The following is a 16990-nucleotide window of genomic DNA, read 5'->3' on the forward strand; positions in this document are numbered from 1 at the left end:
CTCAGGCGCGGGCGAGGAGGCGACGCAGCAGTCCCGGTCGCTCCGAGCCCGCGCCGCTGGCCAACACCTCCGGGCGACGCGCACGCACCAACCGATCGAAATCCGCTGCGCTACCAGCAGGTTCAGGCAGCCGCCCCGCGTTGAAATCGTCCGCGAGAAAGCGCACCGTCTCCTGCGCACAGGACTTGTTCGTCCCGATGAACCCGGTCGGCCCCCGCTTGATCCAGCCGGTGACATAAGCGCCGGGCAACACAGCACCCTCGGCCCGCTCCAACACTCGACCACCCAGGTTCGGGATGACACCCGCAGCGTCATCGAACGGCATGCCGGGCACCGGAACACCGCGATAGCCGACGGACGTGAGGACCAGACCGGCGGCCAAGCGCCGCGTCTGCCCCGTCGCGACCGCCCGGGTGCGACCGTCGTCGGTGCGGACGAGTTCGGTGCGTTCGATCTCGAGGCCGTCGGCCCGTTCGGCACCGAGAACGGCGGTCGGCGCGGCGAAATAACGGAACACGATGCGCTTACGGTCGCCGAACGGACGGTCGGCGACGCTGCGCAACAACTGCAACTTCCGCTCGACCTGGTAGGAATTTCCGGCCAGCCCCTCGTCCGACTCGGGCAGCGCACCCTCGATCGCGATATCCACATCGGCGCCGAGCAGCCCGACGAATTCGGGGACCGTGAACGCGGACTCCAGCGGACCGCGCCGACCGAGTACAACGACTTCCCGAATCTTGCTCTGCCGCAATGCCGCCAAGGCGTGCGGCGCGATCGCGGTGTGCGCCAACGACTCCGGGTCGCTGGTCAGGATGCGCGCGACGTCGAGTGCCACATTGCCGTTACCCACGATCACCGCGCGCTCGGCGGAAAGGTCGAAATCGCGGTCGGCGTGCTCGGGGTGGCCGTTATACCAGGCCACGAAGTCGGTCGCCGACACCGTGCCGGGCAGACCCATGCCGGGAATATCGAGCTTGCGGTCGGTGGACGCACCGACCGCGTAGATCACCGCGTGGAAATGTTCGCGCAGCTCGTCATGCGAAATATCGCGTCCCACTTCGAGATTCAGGTATGAGCTGAACCCGGGCTGGGCCGACATCACGTCGAAGAGTTCGCTGACCTTGCGCGTCTTCTCGTGGTCCGGCGCGACGCCGTGGCGCGCCAAACCGTAGGGCACGGGAAGACGATCGAACACCGTCACCGCGACGTCCGGCTGGGTGAGCAGTTCATCGGCCGCGTACATCGCCGATGGGCCGGAGCCGACGATCGCCACGCGCAGGGGTTGGCGCTCGGTGTGGATCTCGGCGGCCTCGATCGGCCGGGCCAACAGCCGCCGCGGGCGCACCTGCCGATAGAAATCGGCGTTGATCTCGATGAACGGCTGCTGCTCCTCGGCCAGTCGGCCCATGGGCAGAATAGCGTCGACCGGGCAGGCCTCCGCGCACGCGCCGCAGTCCACACACGACTTGGGGTCGATGTAGAGCTGATCGGCGGTGGCGAAGTCCGGCTCGTCGGGCGTCGGGTGAATGCAGTTCACCGGGCAGGCGTACACACACGACGCGTCGCTACAGCACGACTGGGTGACGACGTAGGGCATCGCGCTCAGGCGACCTTGCCGCGCAACGGCTCCGAACGGTACCGAGTGGTGTGGCCGTCGATTCCGCACAACTTCCACATCGCCTTGGCCACCGGGTTCATCAGGCCGAGCTCGGTGGCCAACGTGCGCACGTCACCGAAGAAGTCGCTGAAGGTCTGCTTGGACTCCTTCGAGCCGTAGAACAGGTCCTTGCGCACCTCGTCCGGGATATCGAACTTACGGAAGAACGAACGTGGCGGGGTGAAGATCGACCGGCCGAGAATCCGCATCACCAGCGGCATGGCCAGCGAAAGCACACCCTTGTAGAACTTGTTCACCTCGGGCACGTGCGTCTTCAGGAACTCGTGCGCGAAGGAGATGTGGCGCGCCTCCTCGGCGACGTGGATAGCCATCACGCCGCGCATGATCGGGTGCACCTCGTCGTCGGAGCGCAGGACCTGCTTCTGGATGTGATCGATCGGCTCCTCACCGGCGAGCACAGCCATGAAGAACAGATTCGGCAGCAGCGCGGCCACCGGCGCCCCGATCAAACGGAAGAACCGCGTCCCCGGACCCATTCCCGGCACGTCGATACCGATCCGGTTCACCATCTCCTGGAACATCAGGGTGTGGTTGTGCTCCTCGATCATCTCGTGGGAGCAGTAGCGGAACTCGGGCGAGCCGTTGGGCAGACCGAAATTGTGCACCGACATGCCGCTGATCAGGATCGTCTCGAACTGCAAGCCGACCTTGGCGACATTGGCCTGGCGATACTTGCCGATCTCGATCTGACGCTCCTCGGGCAGCGCCAGGTACCACGGGTGACGACCGATCAGGTCGGCCGAGGCGGGCAGGATCCAGCGCCGCGCCCCGGCGTCGGGGGCGAAGTCGGGATTATCCCAATCGATGTCCTCGAAGGGATCGAAGTGCTTGTTGACCGAGCCCTCGGAGAGCAGCAGAAGCTTGGCGGCGTACTCCTGCGCCTTCGCCAGATCCGGATCGATCGTCGGATCGGTGTCGGTCGTTGGCGTCACAGCTGTGGACATCGTCGTCACTGCCTCTCCTAGGCTTGGACTGTTTATCTGTAATCCATAGTTACAGCAAAGACGAGTCACGTCAACATTCCCGGCCCGAACCGGTCGCGAAAACTGGCGTGGCGCGCACCGGAATCGGTACGCGCCACGCCACGGTCTCTCCCCAGATTTACTGCCCCAGCTGCGGCAACTCCACAATCACCCCGTCACCGGGCAAGCCGAGCATGAGCGCGGCGGCAATCGCCGACAGCCCCGCCGCGGAAGCCACCCTGGTGAACCGTTGCCTGGTACGGCGCGAGAATCCGGCCGCGCGACCCACCCCGCCCTGTGCGTCGGACTCATCGTCGGCGTCCCGCACAGGCCCCTCGGACTCCTCGACCGCATTCCTGCGCGCGATGAGGGCCGCACCGTCGGCGATGGTCCGCTCCGGATCCGGTGCGGCCATGACCGGTCGCGCCAACTCGGTGGCCAACACCTCGACCACCTCGGCCGGGCGCGCGGCGCCGCCGACCACCAACACACAGTCGACATCGGCCATCGTCACATCCGCCGACCGCAGGCACCGGTACACCAATTCCAGCGAGCCACGAATATGCCTGGTCCGCAATTCCTCCGGCGTAGGCACCGGCTCGGTGCCCGCGATCTGGCCGGGACCCCGCCTGGCGCGCGCCACCATCGCCCCGTACGCCCTGCCGCCGAACTCGGTGGAGCGCAACGACTCTCCGACAATCGGATCGGGCGGGCTGCCAGGCCCCACTCGAACCAACGTGACATCGAGGCCGCCACCGCCGAGGTCGTAGACCAGCGTGAGGCCGGGCATCATCGAGCTGCGTTCGGACTCCAGCCAGTGCGCCGCCGCCACCGGCTCCGCGACCAACTCGACCTCGGTGAGCCCGAGTTCGTCCAGCGCATCGCGTAGTTCCTCGACGTGCTCGTCGCTGTAGCGCGCCGGATAGGTGACCGCGATACCGACCTCGGGGTCGAGCTGCTCGGCCAAATCCTCGCCGATCACCTTGTCGGCGACCACCGCGATGAGATCCGCCGCCGAAAGCATGCGGTTGCCGACCCGCGCACTGGGCGCCGAACGCTGCGTCAGATCCGCGAATTCGGTCACCGCGCGACCGTGCTTGGGAATCCGACCGACTCGAACCAGTCCCGCGCTGTCGAACGTGAGCGTGGTCCGCCGGGTGACCGCCTTCGGACGCGCGGCGACGCGGGTGTGCCTGGCGAACGAGGGAGGGCGGCGCCTTCGCCCCGGCGGAGCCTTGGCCGAAGTACTGTCCGCCAAGGCCGAAACCGTGTTCACCGTGCCAATACTCAAACCGAGACCAACCGCCATCGCAATCCACCTGATCGCCGAGCCGATTTGCTTCGAACGGGTAAAGGCAACCACCCCGCGACCGTCCTGCCAACCACCGGACAACCCATTGTCCGCAGAGCGCCTGTCCTTGACACCCGCCCACAGACGCCTGCTCACGCGAGCATTCGCCACACCTCACCCGGGACCGCTTGGCGCACGCGAGATTTCGCCGATGACCGGTCCACATTTGCCGAACAGTCGCGTTTCGCCGGATCTAGCTGGGCGGACACCCTGATCGACGACGACACCCACCGAGGCGGTCGACACCGTCGACCGCCTCGGCCAGAGAACCCGGCGATACCCGCCCAAAATCTGAAGTACACGTGTGTAGGAATCGCCGAAAGATGCTCAGTCGCTGGATATTTCGTCAGCTACCTTCCAGCATCGGCACCTCGTTTCCGCCGATCGGCGCTGTCTTGTTCCCGCCGACCCGCCCTGTGACACCCTCGGACTCAGGACGCATCAGATCCGACACCATCTGCGCGGCCTGATCGGCCCACTGGTCGTACAACGTCGGAAAACCCGACCGCTGCGCCGCCTGCGCCGCCTGCCACAGCGGAATCTCCGCATAGGCGGGCGCGCGATCGAGCAACTCGTCCAGGAACGCACCCGTGGCATACCGCAGATCGGTGACCTCTTCCGGAACACCCCACCCCTGCGAGGGACGCTGCTGGAAGACACCCAGTGAGTCGTAGTCCACGGCGACGGTCAGGTTGCGCAACAACGACTCCTGCAATGCCGTCGCCACCGAGATCACCGCCGTATAGACCGGCAGACCGCGCTGACGCACCACCTCGACGATCGTTCGCGCGTTGTCCCACTGCTCGGGATTCGGGGTGAAATGCTGCTGATCGCCCACCACGCCCTGTGGAAGCAAGCGCTCCTTCGTGATGTCGGCGTAAGGATCTGGAATCGGCGGTGGCGCGGCGACAATCGGCGGCGCCACACTGGAAAGCAACGTGTCGTGCACAGCAACGCCCAGCTCGAGAATTTGTGCCGAAATCGGATCCGGCGACGGTGTGACTGCCCCGGCCACACCGGCTTGGAAGATCACGGCAACACAGGCAGCGGCCTGAGCGAGAATTACCCGTTTTCGAATTGACATGGTGATCGATCAACTCCTCGTCACCGACAACGCACCCGCCCTGACGGGGTGAAACCCCAGTTCCAGGCAGGTCGAGCGGCGGCGATCGGGCGGAAACGCCCCTGCGGACGCACCGCGTTCGACGACCAGATGTGAATGCTGAAATCGGATCACGTCCCGATAAATACCGGAACCCCATTGCGTGTGTTCGCATTCAGGACACTAGAAGAAGTCGAAACGTTATATCGCGCCCGACACGCCACAAACACGCACGAAAATTTCGGTAAGCCGGACGAATTCGCGCACACCGTCCAGCACGGGAACTCAGAATCGGCCGCTGCGCGGGGATTATCCCGCGGGAAGTTCGGGAACCCTTGTCGCCCGCGCATACACGGTTTCGCCCTCGGCCAACCGCAGCGCCGCCGCATCACCCCTGGTGATCTGCGCGGCAAACAACTCACTGGTCGCGGCGTTGCGCATCTCCACGCGTACCTCGAATCCGAGGTGCACCACCCGATCCACCGTCGCCCTCGTGACACCGGCGGACTCCGCGGTCCCCTCGTGCTCGGCCGAGGACATGCTCGGCTCCCGGCCCACCCGAATATCGTGCGGGCGAACCAAATGTCCGTTCAGCCTGGCCACCGCACCGAGGAAGGACATGACGAACTCGTTGGCCGGGCGATCGTAAACATCCTCGGGACTGCCGATCTGCTCGATCCGGCCCTTGTTCATCACCGCGATCCGATCGGCCACATCCAACGCCTCCTCCTGGTCGTGGGTGACCAGGACCGTGGTGACGTTCACCTCCTCGTGCAACCTACGCAACCAAGCACGCAGGTCGGCACGCACTTTCGCGTCCAACGCGCCGAACGGCTCATCGAGCAACAGCACCTGCGGATCCACCGCCAGCGCGCGTGCCAACGCCATGCGCTGACGCTGACCGCCGGAAAGCTGTGCGGGGTAACGATGCTGGAAGCCATCGAGGCCGACGATGCCGAGCAATTCGTCGACCCGCTTCGCGATCTCCGGCTTCGGGCGCTTACGGATCTTCAAACCGAACGCCACATTGTCGCGCACCGTCATGTGCTTGAACGCGGCGTAATGCTGGAACACGAACCCGATATCGCGCTTCTGCGGCGCCACCGTGGTGACGTCGTTGCCAGCGATGCTGACAATGCCCGAATCCAACGTCTCCAACCCGGCGATCGAACGCAGCAACGTCGACTTACCCGAACCCGAAGGGCCGAGCAGCGCGGTCAACTCCCCCGAGGGAATGTCGAGGGTGACGTCGTCGAGCGCGGCGAACGAACCATAGTTCTTGCGCGCGTTGGTCACGGTGATCATGCGTCGCCTCCGGCGGGGGTCATACGGTGGGCACGGGCGCTCACTTGGCACGCTTCCGTTCGAGCAAGGACATCAGCAGCAACGTCAGCACCGCGATGCCCATCAGCAACGTCGCGGCGGAATAGGCGCCGAAGGTGTTGTGATCGTTGATGTATCGGCTCTGCACCAACAACGTGAGCGTGAGCGATTTACCCGGTAGCGCCGAGGACACCATGATCACCGCGCCGAACTCGCCGAGCGCGCGCGCCACGGTCAACACGACACCGTAGGTGAGTCCCCACCGGATCGCGGGCAGCGTGATCAGCCAGAAGGTCTGCCACTTCGAGGCACCCAGCGTCGCGGCGGCCTGCTCCTGATCGTCGCCGATCTCGTGCAGCACCGGCTCCACCTCACGCACCACGAACGGCAACGTGACGAAGATGGTGGCGATCACCATGCCGGGCAGGTTGAAGATCACCCGCAGGCCGAGGTCTTCGAGGCCGCCGAACCAACCGCCCGCACCCCACAGCAGGATCAGCGCGACACCGACCACCACCGGTGACACGGCGAACGGCAGATCGACGATGCCCTGCACCAGGGTGCGGCCGGGAAATTTCCCTCGCACCAACGCGATCGCGGTGACCACACCGAAGACCACGTTCAACGGAACGACGATCACCACGATGATCATCGACAACTGGAACGCGGAGATCGCGGCGGGCGTACTGATCGAATCGATGAACGCGCCGAGACCGTCACCGAACGTGCGCCACAGGATGATCAGCAGCGGAAGCAACAGCAAGACGAACAGATATGTCAACGCGACCGTCCGCAACGACAGCCGCGCCCAAGGAGCCAGTTTCATCGAGCTGCCTGCTCCCTGCGCACGCTGCGCTGTGCCAACAACCGCAACACCAGCAACGCCGCGAACGAGATCACCAACAACGCCACCGAGACCGCCGCCGCGTTGATCGGACGGTCGATCTCGATCTGCTTCTGGATGTACTGCGACGCCATCTCGGTCTTGCCGGGAATCGCGCCGCCGATCAACACCACCGAGCCGTATTCACCGATCGCGCGCGCGAAGGCAAGCCCACCGCCGCTGATGATCGCCGGGGTGAGCGTCGGCAGGACGATCCGACGAAACGTGGTCCAGTTGTCGGCCCCGAGCGACAGCGCCGCCTGCTCCACCTCACGGTCGACCTCGATCAGCACCGGCTGCACCGAACGCACCACGAACGGCAAGGTCACGAACGCCAAGGCCACCACAAGGCCCGGCGCGGTCGCGTTGAGACGGATGTCGACCGGGCTCTGTGGGCCGTAGAGCGAAAGCAACACGATGCTCGCCACGATCGTCGGCAAGGCGAACGGCAGATCGATCAGCGCGTTGACCAAACCCTTGCCAGGGAAATCGTCCCGAACCAACACCCACGCGACCAGCGTCCCCATCACCACGTTGATCACCGCGACGACCAAGGAGACCAACACGGTGATCCGCAACGATTCCAGCGCCGCCGGTGCGGTCAACGCACCCCAGAAACCCGACCAGCCCTCGTCGAACGAGGTGACGGTGAGCGCGGCCAACGGCAGCAACACGATGATGCTCAACCACAACACGGCCGTGGCGATCCCGAGCGGACCGACCGAGCCGGTCACCCGCAACCACGACCAGTCGCGCCCCCCGGCCGGGGTGGCCGCCGATCCCTCGGTGCCACCGGGTGCCGGGGTGAGACCCATTCCCGCGCTGCTGCTTTCAGTCACTGTTCGTCCCGAATCCCGTGCGGGTGCTTACTTCGTCGCCCGGTCGTAGATCACCGCGACCGAACCGGTGTCAGGGGCGAACAGCGCGCTGTCGACACTCTTCCAGCCGCCGAGGTCATCGATGGTCCACAGCTTCTCCGGGGTCGGGAAGTCGTCCTTGTACTCCTCGGCCACCGCGGGGTCGACCGGACGGAACCCGGCCTCGGCCCATGCCTTCTGTCCCTCGGTGGTGAACAGGAAGTCGCGGAAGGCGACGGCCTTCTCGCGCTGCTTGCTGTTGTTCAACACGGCGACCGGGTTCTCGATCTTGAATGTGGTCGGCGGATTGATGTGCTCGATCGGGTCGCCGTTACGCTCGGCGAAAATCGCCTCGTTCTCGTAGCTCAGCAGGACGTCACCGGTGCCCTGGAGGAAAGTCTCGGTGGCCTCGCGACCGGACTTCGGCTGCACCTTCACGTGCTCCTTCGACACCAACTGGCCGAGGTAGTCCAGGCCCGCCTGCGGGTTCTTGCCGCCGTCGCTCTTGGCCGCGTACGGCGCGAGCAGGTTCCACTTCGCCGAACCCGAACTGAACGGGTTGGGGGTGACCACCTCGATGCCGGGCTTCAGCAGATCGTCCCAGTCCTTGATGCCCTTCGGGTTGCCCTTACGGACCACGATCGAGACGACCGAACCGAACGGGATCCCCTTCGTGGCGTCGGCATTCCAGCTCGGATCGACCAAACCGGCGTCGACGAGACGGGTGATGTCGGGTTCCACCGAGAAGCTCACCACGTCGGCGGCGACCCCGTCCTTCACCTTCCTCGACTGGTCACCCGAGGCACCGTAGGACGGCTGGACCTGCACGTCCTTGCCCGCGTCGGTCTTCTGGAATTCGGGAACCACCTTGTCGAAGCCCGGCTTGGGGACGGCGTAGGCGTAGAGGTTCAGCGTGCCCGCGCTGCCGTCACTGCTCGATCCGCCGACCGTGTCGCTGGCGCCACCACCGCAGGCGGTGAGAGCGAGGGCCGCAGCCGCCGTGACGGCGACGGCGGCGTAATAGCGGGGACGGGCAAGCCGAGATCTGCGAAACATGGTGGGTTGGACCCTTTCTACGGACCGCGACCGGCTTCGCGAGCCGAAGACCGGTGGCGGAGGAGAAAATGCGACAGGTGGCGCTACTGATTCCGGCCTGGTGGCCGCGGGCTGCCTCTGGAAAGTTGCGCCAGTCTAGGGGGCGGGGACAGCAGAGGAGTCCGGGACGTCGTCAGCGACAGAGAATGTCCGCGACCGCGAGATCACCGATAGCGATCAGCGCCAATTCATGGCGGATCTGCGGTACGGCACTCGAGAACACCTGCAAGACTCTAGCAGAGCACTGGACACAAGTCCGAATTGAGAGTTTCCAGGCAGAAGGGCGGTTTCATCCCATGACCGCGAGTTCGGATAGCGGTTTTTCGACACCCACCGAAGCGGCGGACCGCCTCGATTCAGCTCGTGATCAGCCAGGCGACAACGACGAGCACGATCAAGGCGACAAGGGCCAGCTGGACGCGTGATCTCGGCATTACCGTGCACCGCTCTGCGCCGGATGTCGCACCAAGGCGACCTCGTCATCGATCCCGTCGCGCACAGGTGCGGGATTCGTCGTCACCGCGGCATCGTTCTGCCATTGTGGCGCGGTCGGCGACGGCCGATCGTGGCGCTGGTCGAGCAGGCGCAGCACGGCGCGCAGTACCCGGTCCAGCACGTAGGCGATGGCGAAACTGATCGGCACCATCCCGACGAGCACCACCAGGAACTGCGGAATGAACGGCAGTCCGGCTACCCAGAGCTCGAAACTGTCCCACCAACCCGCGACGCGATGCACGACCCCAGCCTAGTGCGTCGAGGACACCGCGCACCAAACCCGCCCACCACGTCGACTCGCGACGCCGTAGCCAGGCGTGATGGACAGCGGTGCCGGTGCGGCCCGAAGATGAAGGGATGGCGTCTACCGATGATCTGACCGTTGCCGAACCCGACGACCTTCCGGTGCCGAGCGCGTTGACCGGGACGGCCAGCCACGCCTCGGCACCCCCGATCGAGGATTACGCCTTCCTTTCCGACTGCGAGACCAGCTGTCTGATCGCCAGCAACGGGTCGGTGGAGTGGATGTGTCTGCCGCGGCCGGACTCCCCCAGCGTGTTCGGTGCCATGCTCGACCGCAGCGCGGGGCACTTCCGGGTCGGCCCGTACGGCACCGCCGTGCCCGCCGCACGCAGATACCTGCCCGGCGGAATGATCCTGGAAACCACCTGGCAGACCAACACCGGCTGGCTCATCGTGCGCGACGCGCTGGTGCTCGGCCCGTGGCACAACAACGACCAGCGCAGCAAGACCCACCGCCGCACCCCCGTCGACTGGGACGCCGAACACACGCTGCTGCGGACGGTGAAATGCGTCAGCGGCACGGTGGAGCTCGAGATGAGCTGCGAACCCGCCTTCGACTACCACCGCGCTACCGCGCAGTGGGAATACACCGGCAAGGTCTACGAAGAGGCCACCGCGGTGCGCGCCGACGACTCCAACGCCGGCCCCGCACTCACCCTCACCACCGATCTGCGGATCGGTATCGAAGGCCGCGAAGCGCGCGCACGCACCAGGATGAGCGAAGGCGACGCGGTGTATGTGGCACTGACCTGGTCGGAACTGCCCGCACCCGCGACCTTCGACGAGGCGACGCAAAAGATGTGGCAGACCACCGAGTGCTGGCGCCAATGGATCACCCTCGGCAAATTCCCCGATCACCCGTGGCGCGACTACCTGCAACGCAGCGCGCTCACCCTGAAGGGCCTCACCTACACCCCCACCGGCGCACTGCTTGCCGCCGCCACCACATCGTTGCCGGAAACCCCTGGTGGACAAAGGAATTGGGATTACCGCTACAGCTGGGTTCGCGACTCCAGTTTCGCACTGTGGGGGTTGTACACCCTCGGGCTCGACCGTGAAGCCGACGACTTCTTCGCCTTCCTCAACGACGCCACCACCGGCGCCAACGGCGAAGCCATCCCGCTGCAGGTGCTCTACGGCATCGGCGGCGAACGCCAAATCACCGAAAACACCCTCGACCACATGGCCGGATACGACCACGCCAAACCCGTCCGAATCGGCAACGACGCCTACAACCAGGTGCAACACGACATCTGGGGCACCATGCTCGACGCGGTGTATCTGCACGTGAAATCACGCCAACAGGTTCCGGAGACACTGTGGCCGTTCCTGGAACGTCAGGTGCACGCCGCGATCACACACTGGCGCGCACCCGACCGCGGCATCTGGGAGGTCCGCGGCGAACCGCAACACTTCACCTCATCGAAGATCATGTGCTGGGTGGCCCTGGACCGCGGCGCCAAACTCGCCGAAATGCACGGCCAACTCGAAAGCGCCACCGAGTGGTACGCCATCGCCGACCAGATCAAGGACGACGTCCTCGCGCACGGGGTGAGCGCCCAGGGCGTCTTCACCCAGACCTACGGCGGCGACACCCTCGACGCCTCCCTCCTGCTCGCGGTGCTCACCCGATTCCTGCCGCCCGACGATCACCGGATTCGCGCCACCGTCCTCTCGATCGCCGACCGGCTCACCGAGAACGGCCTCGTCCTGCGCTACCGCACCGAGACCACCGACGACGGATTGTCCGGCACCGAAGGCGCTTTCACCATCTGCTCGTTCTGGCTGGTGTCGGCGCTGGTCGAGATCGGCGAACTCGAACGCGCCATCCACCTGTGCAAGCGGCTACTCGGCTTCGCCAGCCCACTGCGGCTCTACGCCGAGGAAATCGACCCGCGCAACGGCAACCACCTCGGCAACTTCCCGCAAGCGTTCACCCACCTGGCGCTGATCAACGCCGTCACGCACGTGATCAGGGCCGAGGAAGCCCGCTACACCGGGCAATTCCGGCCCGCGCACAGCCCCGCGCGTCGACCACGCTGACCGCGCCGCACGGGGCCGATCAGTGGGTTCTGGTCGGGCGAGGAAAGGCTGACCGGTGCGCCGGTGAGCACCTTCGACGCCTGGCGTGCATCCGATTCCCAGGGGTGATCGTGCGGAAGACGGTTCTGTCACCGGGTTGCACTGCTCCGCGCGCGACCTCGGCCAACTGCCCGTCCGGGCTCACACCACCGTGGGCGATTTCCACGCTGGCGCTGCGTCGTTCAACGCTGCGGCATTCGGCGCAGGGTCGTCGGGAATTGGCCGATGCGGCCCGAACGACGTACCGGCGCGTGGCATGAGTGAGACAAACGCGCCGGTGAACGCCAGCCCGCCCGCGTGCCACCTCGGACGCCGACCCCGGCCGACGGTGCAGTCGGCTATAGCGCCGAGGGGATGTCGTGCGGGTCGAGCTCTGATCGATACGGTCGCCGCCGGGTTACCTTGGGCTCGAACATGATTCGATGCCTAACCGGCGACCAGTGCGTCGGCCCGCTCGCGCAACCCGCGCACCCTGGTCAAATGCCCGCCGATCTCGGCGCCGCGGCGCTCGCCGTGCTCGCCGTACTGCTGTTCGGCCGCGCGCAACGCGTCATCGGCCGAACGCGCGACATCCGCGGCGATCTCGGTGAAGTGGTCACGCAACACCCGCTGCATGGTGCGCAGCCGGTTACGCGATTCCTTGCCCATCTGGAAGACCACGTCATCGACCAATCGCGCGACGGCGACCTTCGCCTCCGCGCGCCGACGCTGCTGACGGTTGCGTCGGTCCTCGAACAACGCGTTGATGCCGAGCAGCAACGCCGCACCCCCGGAATACCAGTTCACCAACGACAAGCCGAGCAGGCTGGTGATGACGCCCACCATGAGCAGGCCACCGTAGGAACCCCGCAACACACTCAAAGCCTGTTGCGTCACACTGGTTTTCGCACTCTCCAGCGGTTCGATCGGCTGCACCGATTCGAGCACCTCCGCCGGGTCGGCCAAGCGCAGATCCGGCAGCTGCACCGCACGGTTGTCGGCGGGAAAGCGACCAGCGACCTCCTCGGACAAGTCGACGGCACGAAAATGCGCCAGCTCGAAGTTCTCCTCGACCGCGTCGCAGATCCGGCCATCGAGCTCGGCACCGAATTCCTTCCAGCGGTGCGCGGGATCGGACTTGGTGATCTCGGCCTCGGTGTCACGCACCAACGCGCGCAGCCGACTGCGCAGATCGTGCTCGACATCGGCCATCAGCTCGGCGCAACCATCGGTGAGCGTGACCTGCCAGCTCGCACTGCTCTGGCGCAACTGCTCGGCCTGATCACGCGCCGCCTTCAGCTTCGCCGTCCGCTCGCCGCGTCGACGCGGATCGTTCGCCGCCTCGGCCTCGGTGCGCAACGCGACAACGAGATGATCGGCGACCAACCGGATATCGCGCACCGCCGCTTCGACCGCGACCGCGTCGGCACGCGCCACCACATAGTCACGCAGATGGTCGATGAGCTGCGGCACCCCGGACTCGATGTCGCGCTGATAACTGCCGTACAGCCCGGCCTCTTTGTGCATCTCGGCCGAGACCGGCGCCACCGCGAAACTCAAACCGACCTCGTCGAGCAGCTCGCGGTTGCGCTGCTGCACCTCGCCCCAGTGCGGGTACAGGTCGATCTTGTTGAGCACGCAGATCACCGTCGGGCAAATGCGCTCGACGCGCTGCAACTGCGCGATCTGCTCCATCGTCAGCTCCGCGCTGGCGTCGCCCACATACAACACCGCGTCGGCGGCGGCGACCATCGACCAGGTCGTGGCGTCGTCGGCACCGCCGGGAGCGTCCATCACCACGACACCGTCGGCCAGCAAGGGACTCGGCTGGGTGAACTCGGCGCGCACCACATTCGGTGTGGCCAGCGCGGGCCCCGGATGCAGCGGATCAACCGGTGTTCGTTCCGTGCGACCGTTGCCGGTATTACGGACGAGGGTCGCGGTGGGTTCGGGTCCGTACTCGACGATCACCGGAACGCTCAGGTCACTGTCGGTGGCACTCACCACGGTGCCGACCACGCTGTTGACCAGCGTGCTCATACCATTCTTCGGCGAACCGACGACAACGATCCTGACCCGAGGATCGCTCACCCGCGCCCGCACCATGTTCAGGCGGCTTCCGAGATCCTCGCGCCCCACGAAACGGGTCTGTTCGCGCAGTTCGTCGAGAATCCGGATGAGCGGCGCCATCACGTCGGGGTGCTTCACCGTCGCGGCCTTCAGCCCGGCTGCGGCAGACAAACCCTCTCCTAACCCTGGGTGCTCTCGGTGGGACGACCCCGGTAGACACGCTGTCTCCGGGCTCCTCCCCCGGAGCCGATTACAGGAACACGATATCCAGTCCGTCCGGGTGCGCGTGATGCGCATCGGCGACGGCCGCGTCCGGCGACACCCCGCCGGGCAGGAGCGTGCCCGAGTGCATGGCCAACACCGAGGTGTTCGAATACAGCGAAAGGTGTTGGTCCGCACCGTCGTCCACCGCTTGAACCAGTGGGAACGGTGCGTCTATCGCGCCGACGTGCGGCAACGTCGCGTTCGGCACCGGCGCCTGCGAAGGATGGATCGCACCCGGTTGTACCTGGGTATGCGGCTGCGTGCCCGCCGACGGCGTGTCCACCGTCGGTACGCTCGCGTGCGAAGGGACCGACACCGTGGGCGCCGAATCACCCACGGTCGGTGCGTCATAGGTGGGCGAATCCACCGACGGCGCCGTGGTGACGTCATCGACGCCGGTGGGCATATCCGAGGTGGAATCGCCGGTCGGCTCGGTGGTGCCCGAGCCGTAATCGGGTTCGGTGGTGGCACCGGAATCGACATCCGTCGTGGTGGTCGCGCCCGCGGAGCCGGTCGTCTCGTCGGAATCGGAGGAGTCGTCACCACCACCGACACCGGTGCCCCCGGTCGTGGTGGTCGCGTCGTCACCCGAGGTGGTCGACGACGGCGCGTGCGTCGTGGGAGCCGTGCTCTGACCACCGTGGGTCGTGGTCGCCGACCCGTCGGCGCCGCTGGTCGACCCCGGGTGCCCCGCCGAGGTACCCGGCGTCTTCGTGACGCTGTGATCGGTGCTGCTCGGACCGGTCGTCGACGTGTGCTCGCCGGAGGTGGTGGTCGACGGCGATTTGCTCGTCGTCGGTGAACTCGGTGTCGTACTCGGCGAATGCCCGGTCTGATCGTCGGAATCGCGGTCGGGACGCTGCCTGCCCGGTGCGGGACGCACCGCGTGATCCCACGCCGCGGGCAAACCGGCGGCGGGCACCGTCAACACCGAAGGACCCTCCGACGAACCCAGCACGCTCGCGACCGGATTGGAGGCCACATCCGGTTGGATCGTGGTTTGCAGCGGCGTGGCCGCCACCACCGGGGGCGGCGGCGCGGGAGCCATCGCCGGCGCTACCGGAGGCGCGGCGATCGGCGCGGCAGCCGCCGGCGCCGGCGCAACCGGGGCGGGCGCGAACGGAGTGGGCGGTGCGACCGGACCCACGCCACCCGGCGGCACAACCGACGTACCCGGTGCTCCCGCCGACGCGGAATGTCCGGGAACACCCGACGACGACTCGGCGCCGGTGCGGCTGCCATCCACACCGACACCGTCGGGAATCCGGGTGCCATCGCTGAGGTAATCGGTGAAATCGTCGAGCTGATCACCCACCTGCCCCGCCCCGAGATCCACCTTCATCTCGGAACTGAACTGCACACCCTGTGGTCCGACCGAGAAATCCACATTCCATTCGGTGCCGACGAAGATCCCCCAGTGATCACCGCCAGCCCCCACACCATCGAACGGGTCGCCGGGGGCCTCCTGCGCCGGACCGCCCGCGCTCGGCGACGCCGAGGGGGCATCGAACACGCCGGTACCCGGTCCGGTGAATCCGTGCGCGCCGGGCATGCCGAAACCATGCCCCGCGGGACCGAGGCCATGACCGGGCACACCGAAACCGTGCGCGTCGGACTCGTCGTCGACGTCCTCGGACCGTTCCTGTTCGATGCTGTCCGCGGTAGCGCTCGGCGCCGACAGCCAGGAACCGGGATCGAAGGGACTCGAATCGCTCACCAGCTGCGCCGAATCCGTCCGAAGGGTGGGAATGCCGGGCAGCTCGGGGACCTGCGGGAGACCAGGAACACCGTCACCGACCTCCGGCCACATGCCGTGCCCCGCGCCCGGCGCCTGCTGGTTGTGCGGCAGTTCGGGCAAGCGTGGGATCTCGGGCAACTGGCCGATCCCCGGCAACCCACCACCGTCGGGCAGGAAACCGTGTTGCTGCGGGTGGATACCGCCCGGCACCGGCGGCGGTGCGGGCAGGTCGGGATCGGGAACCCCCGGCACGAACGCGTCGGTGCCGTCGTAGTCGTCCATGCCCGGCACGTGCAGGTTCGGGCCGCCGTATCCCGGCGCGAACCCCGGCACCGGGAAGGTGGGGTTGTTCACCATCGTCGACACATCGGGATTCGTGATGGGCTCCGGCTCGACCACGTCGGGGAAGGTGATCACCGGACTCGGTGCGTTCGGCTCGGGGTCGCTGTTGTGCGCCCACCCGGTATGCCAGCTGTCGAGACGTGATTCGCCGGGCTGCGCGGGAACGCCACCGCCGTTCGCCGCGATCAGCGCACCGCCGGTCACATACGCACCGCCGCGCGCGACCCGCGCGACACCGGTGGCCACACGGTAGGCGGTATCCCCCGCCGCGGTGGCACCTTCGGCCACCGCACCCGCCTCATCGACCGCTTCGCCGTCGTCGAAGGGCAAGTCGCGCGTCATAGAAACTCCACTTCAGGTGTCGGACATCCTCACTTCGCCAGCCCCGACCCAGTGAAGATCAATCCCACAATATTTCGAGGCGGCGGCGCTGTCACTTTCGCGACGGCGAGCACACAGGGGCTGT

At 66.4% G+C, this 16990-nt stretch carries 14 protein-coding genes; 2 read left to right on the plus strand and 12 right to left on the minus strand.

Features of this window, described 5'->3' with window-relative positions; translation table 11 throughout:
* Nucleotide 1: 1 nt before the first annotated feature.
* The 9 genes from ABEA50_RS29375 to ABEA50_RS29415 form a co-directional block, all read right to left on the minus strand.
* Entirely contained in the window at nucleotides 2-1597 is a 1596-nt protein-coding gene (locus tag ABEA50_RS29375; RefSeq protein ID WP_345499626.1) for an FAD-dependent oxidoreductase, read from the minus strand.
* 5 nt (nucleotides 1598-1602) lie between these two features.
* Nucleotides 1603-2622, minus strand: a complete 1020-nt coding sequence (locus ABEA50_RS29380) for an AurF N-oxygenase family protein (protein WP_345499627.1) — start codon at nucleotides 2620-2622, stop codon at nucleotides 1603-1605.
* 157 nt (nucleotides 2623-2779) lie between these two features.
* Nucleotides 2780-3916, minus strand: a complete 1137-nt coding sequence (locus ABEA50_RS29385; RefSeq protein ID WP_345499629.1) for an Hsp70 family protein — start codon at nucleotides 3914-3916, stop codon at nucleotides 2780-2782.
* 421 nt (nucleotides 3917-4337) lie between these two features.
* Nucleotides 4338-5075, minus strand: coding sequence for a hypothetical protein (locus tag ABEA50_RS29390; RefSeq protein ID WP_345499631.1), 738 nt, complete (start codon nucleotides 5073-5075; stop codon nucleotides 4338-4340).
* A 327-nt stretch (nucleotides 5076-5402) separates the two neighbouring features.
* Complete coding sequence (locus tag ABEA50_RS29395; RefSeq protein ID WP_345499632.1) at nucleotides 5403-6398, minus strand: sulfate/molybdate ABC transporter ATP-binding protein; 996 nt, start codon at nucleotides 6396-6398, stop codon at nucleotides 5403-5405.
* Between the two features lie 40 nt (nucleotides 6399-6438).
* Nucleotides 6439-7242: a sulfate ABC transporter permease subunit CysW gene (gene cysW, locus ABEA50_RS29400; RefSeq protein ID WP_345499633.1), complete on the minus strand. Its 804-nt coding sequence runs from the start codon at nucleotides 7240-7242 to the stop codon at nucleotides 6439-6441.
* On the minus strand, nucleotides 7239-8114 hold the full coding sequence (cysT, locus tag ABEA50_RS29405) for a sulfate ABC transporter permease subunit CysT (protein ID WP_345499784.1): 876 nt from the start codon (nucleotides 8112-8114) through the stop codon (nucleotides 7239-7241). The genes cysW and cysT overlap by 4 nt, the downstream gene beginning before the upstream one ends.
* 51 nt (nucleotides 8115-8165) lie before the next feature.
* Complete coding sequence (locus ABEA50_RS29410) at nucleotides 8166-9212, minus strand: sulfate ABC transporter substrate-binding protein (RefSeq protein WP_345499635.1); 1047 nt, start codon at nucleotides 9210-9212, stop codon at nucleotides 8166-8168.
* A 172-nt stretch (nucleotides 9213-9384) separates the two neighbouring features.
* Nucleotides 9385-9474, minus strand: a complete 90-nt coding sequence (locus ABEA50_RS29415) for an Ms4533A family Cys-rich leader peptide (protein ID WP_345499637.1) — start codon at nucleotides 9472-9474, stop codon at nucleotides 9385-9387.
* 73 nt (nucleotides 9475-9547) lie between these two features.
* Between ABEA50_RS29415 and ABEA50_RS29420 the strand changes: the two genes are divergently transcribed.
* Complete coding sequence (locus ABEA50_RS29420) at nucleotides 9548-9676, plus strand: hypothetical protein (RefSeq protein ID WP_345499639.1); 129 nt, start codon at nucleotides 9548-9550, stop codon at nucleotides 9674-9676.
* 8 nt (nucleotides 9677-9684) lie between these two features.
* Here ABEA50_RS29420 and ABEA50_RS29425 read toward each other — a convergent pair whose 3' ends face one another.
* On the minus strand, nucleotides 9685-9987 hold the full coding sequence (locus tag ABEA50_RS29425) for a hypothetical protein (RefSeq protein WP_345499641.1): 303 nt from the start codon (nucleotides 9985-9987) through the stop codon (nucleotides 9685-9687).
* Between the two features lie 116 nt (nucleotides 9988-10103).
* Here ABEA50_RS29425 and ABEA50_RS29430 point away from each other — a divergent pair, with 116 nt between their 5' ends.
* Nucleotides 10104-12092, plus strand: coding sequence for a glycoside hydrolase family 15 protein (locus tag ABEA50_RS29430; protein WP_345499642.1), 1989 nt, complete (start codon nucleotides 10104-10106; stop codon nucleotides 12090-12092).
* 465 nt (nucleotides 12093-12557) lie between these two features.
* On the opposite strand, the gene ABEA50_RS29435 is transcribed toward ABEA50_RS29430, so the two are convergent.
* Nucleotides 12558-14351, minus strand: a complete 1794-nt coding sequence (locus ABEA50_RS29435; protein WP_345499643.1) for a dynamin family protein — start codon at nucleotides 14349-14351, stop codon at nucleotides 12558-12560.
* 79 nt (nucleotides 14352-14430) lie between these two features.
* Nucleotides 14431-16866 (minus strand): hypothetical protein, encoded by a 2436-nt coding sequence (locus ABEA50_RS29440; protein ID WP_345499645.1) that lies wholly within the window; start codon nucleotides 16864-16866, stop codon nucleotides 14431-14433.
* Between the last annotated feature and the right edge of the window lie 124 nt (nucleotides 16867-16990).

It is taken from the genome of Nocardia callitridis (genome assembly GCF_039543305.1).
Taxonomy (GTDB): Bacteria; Actinomycetota; Actinomycetes; order Mycobacteriales; family Mycobacteriaceae; genus Nocardia; species Nocardia callitridis.

Bases quoted from the DNA above. Each gene is read 5' to 3' on its own strand.
- ABEA50_RS29375 (WP_345499626.1), bottom strand. From the start codon at position 1,597: ATGCCCTACGTCGTCACCCAGTCGTGCTGTAGCGACGCGTCGTGTGTG.
- ABEA50_RS29380 (WP_345499627.1), bottom strand. From the start codon at position 2,622: ATGTCCACAGCTGTGACGCCAACGACCGACACCGATCCGACGATCGAT.
- ABEA50_RS29390 (WP_345499631.1), bottom strand. From the start codon at position 5,075: ATGTCAATTCGAAAACGGGTAATTCTCGCTCAGGCCGCTGCCTGTGTT.
- ABEA50_RS29395 (WP_345499632.1), bottom strand. From the start codon at position 6,398: ATGATCACCGTGACCAACGCGCGCAAGAACTATGGTTCGTTCGCCGCG.
- cysW (WP_345499633.1), bottom strand. From the start codon at position 7,242: ATGAAACTGGCTCCTTGGGCGCGGCTGTCGTTGCGGACGGTCGCGTTG.
- cysT (WP_345499784.1), bottom strand. From the start codon at position 8,114: ATGGGTCTCACCCCGGCACCCGGTGGCACCGAGGGATCGGCGGCCACC.
- ABEA50_RS29410 (WP_345499635.1), bottom strand. From the start codon at position 9,212: ATGTTTCGCAGATCTCGGCTTGCCCGTCCCCGCTATTACGCCGCCGTC.
- ABEA50_RS29420 (WP_345499639.1), top strand. From the start codon at position 9,548: ATGACCGCGAGTTCGGATAGCGGTTTTTCGACACCCACCGAAGCGGCG.
- ABEA50_RS29430 (WP_345499642.1), top strand. From the start codon at position 10,104: ATGGCGTCTACCGATGATCTGACCGTTGCCGAACCCGACGACCTTCCG.
- ABEA50_RS29440 (WP_345499645.1), bottom strand. From the start codon at position 16,866: ATGACGCGCGACTTGCCCTTCGACGACGGCGAAGCGGTCGATGAGGCG.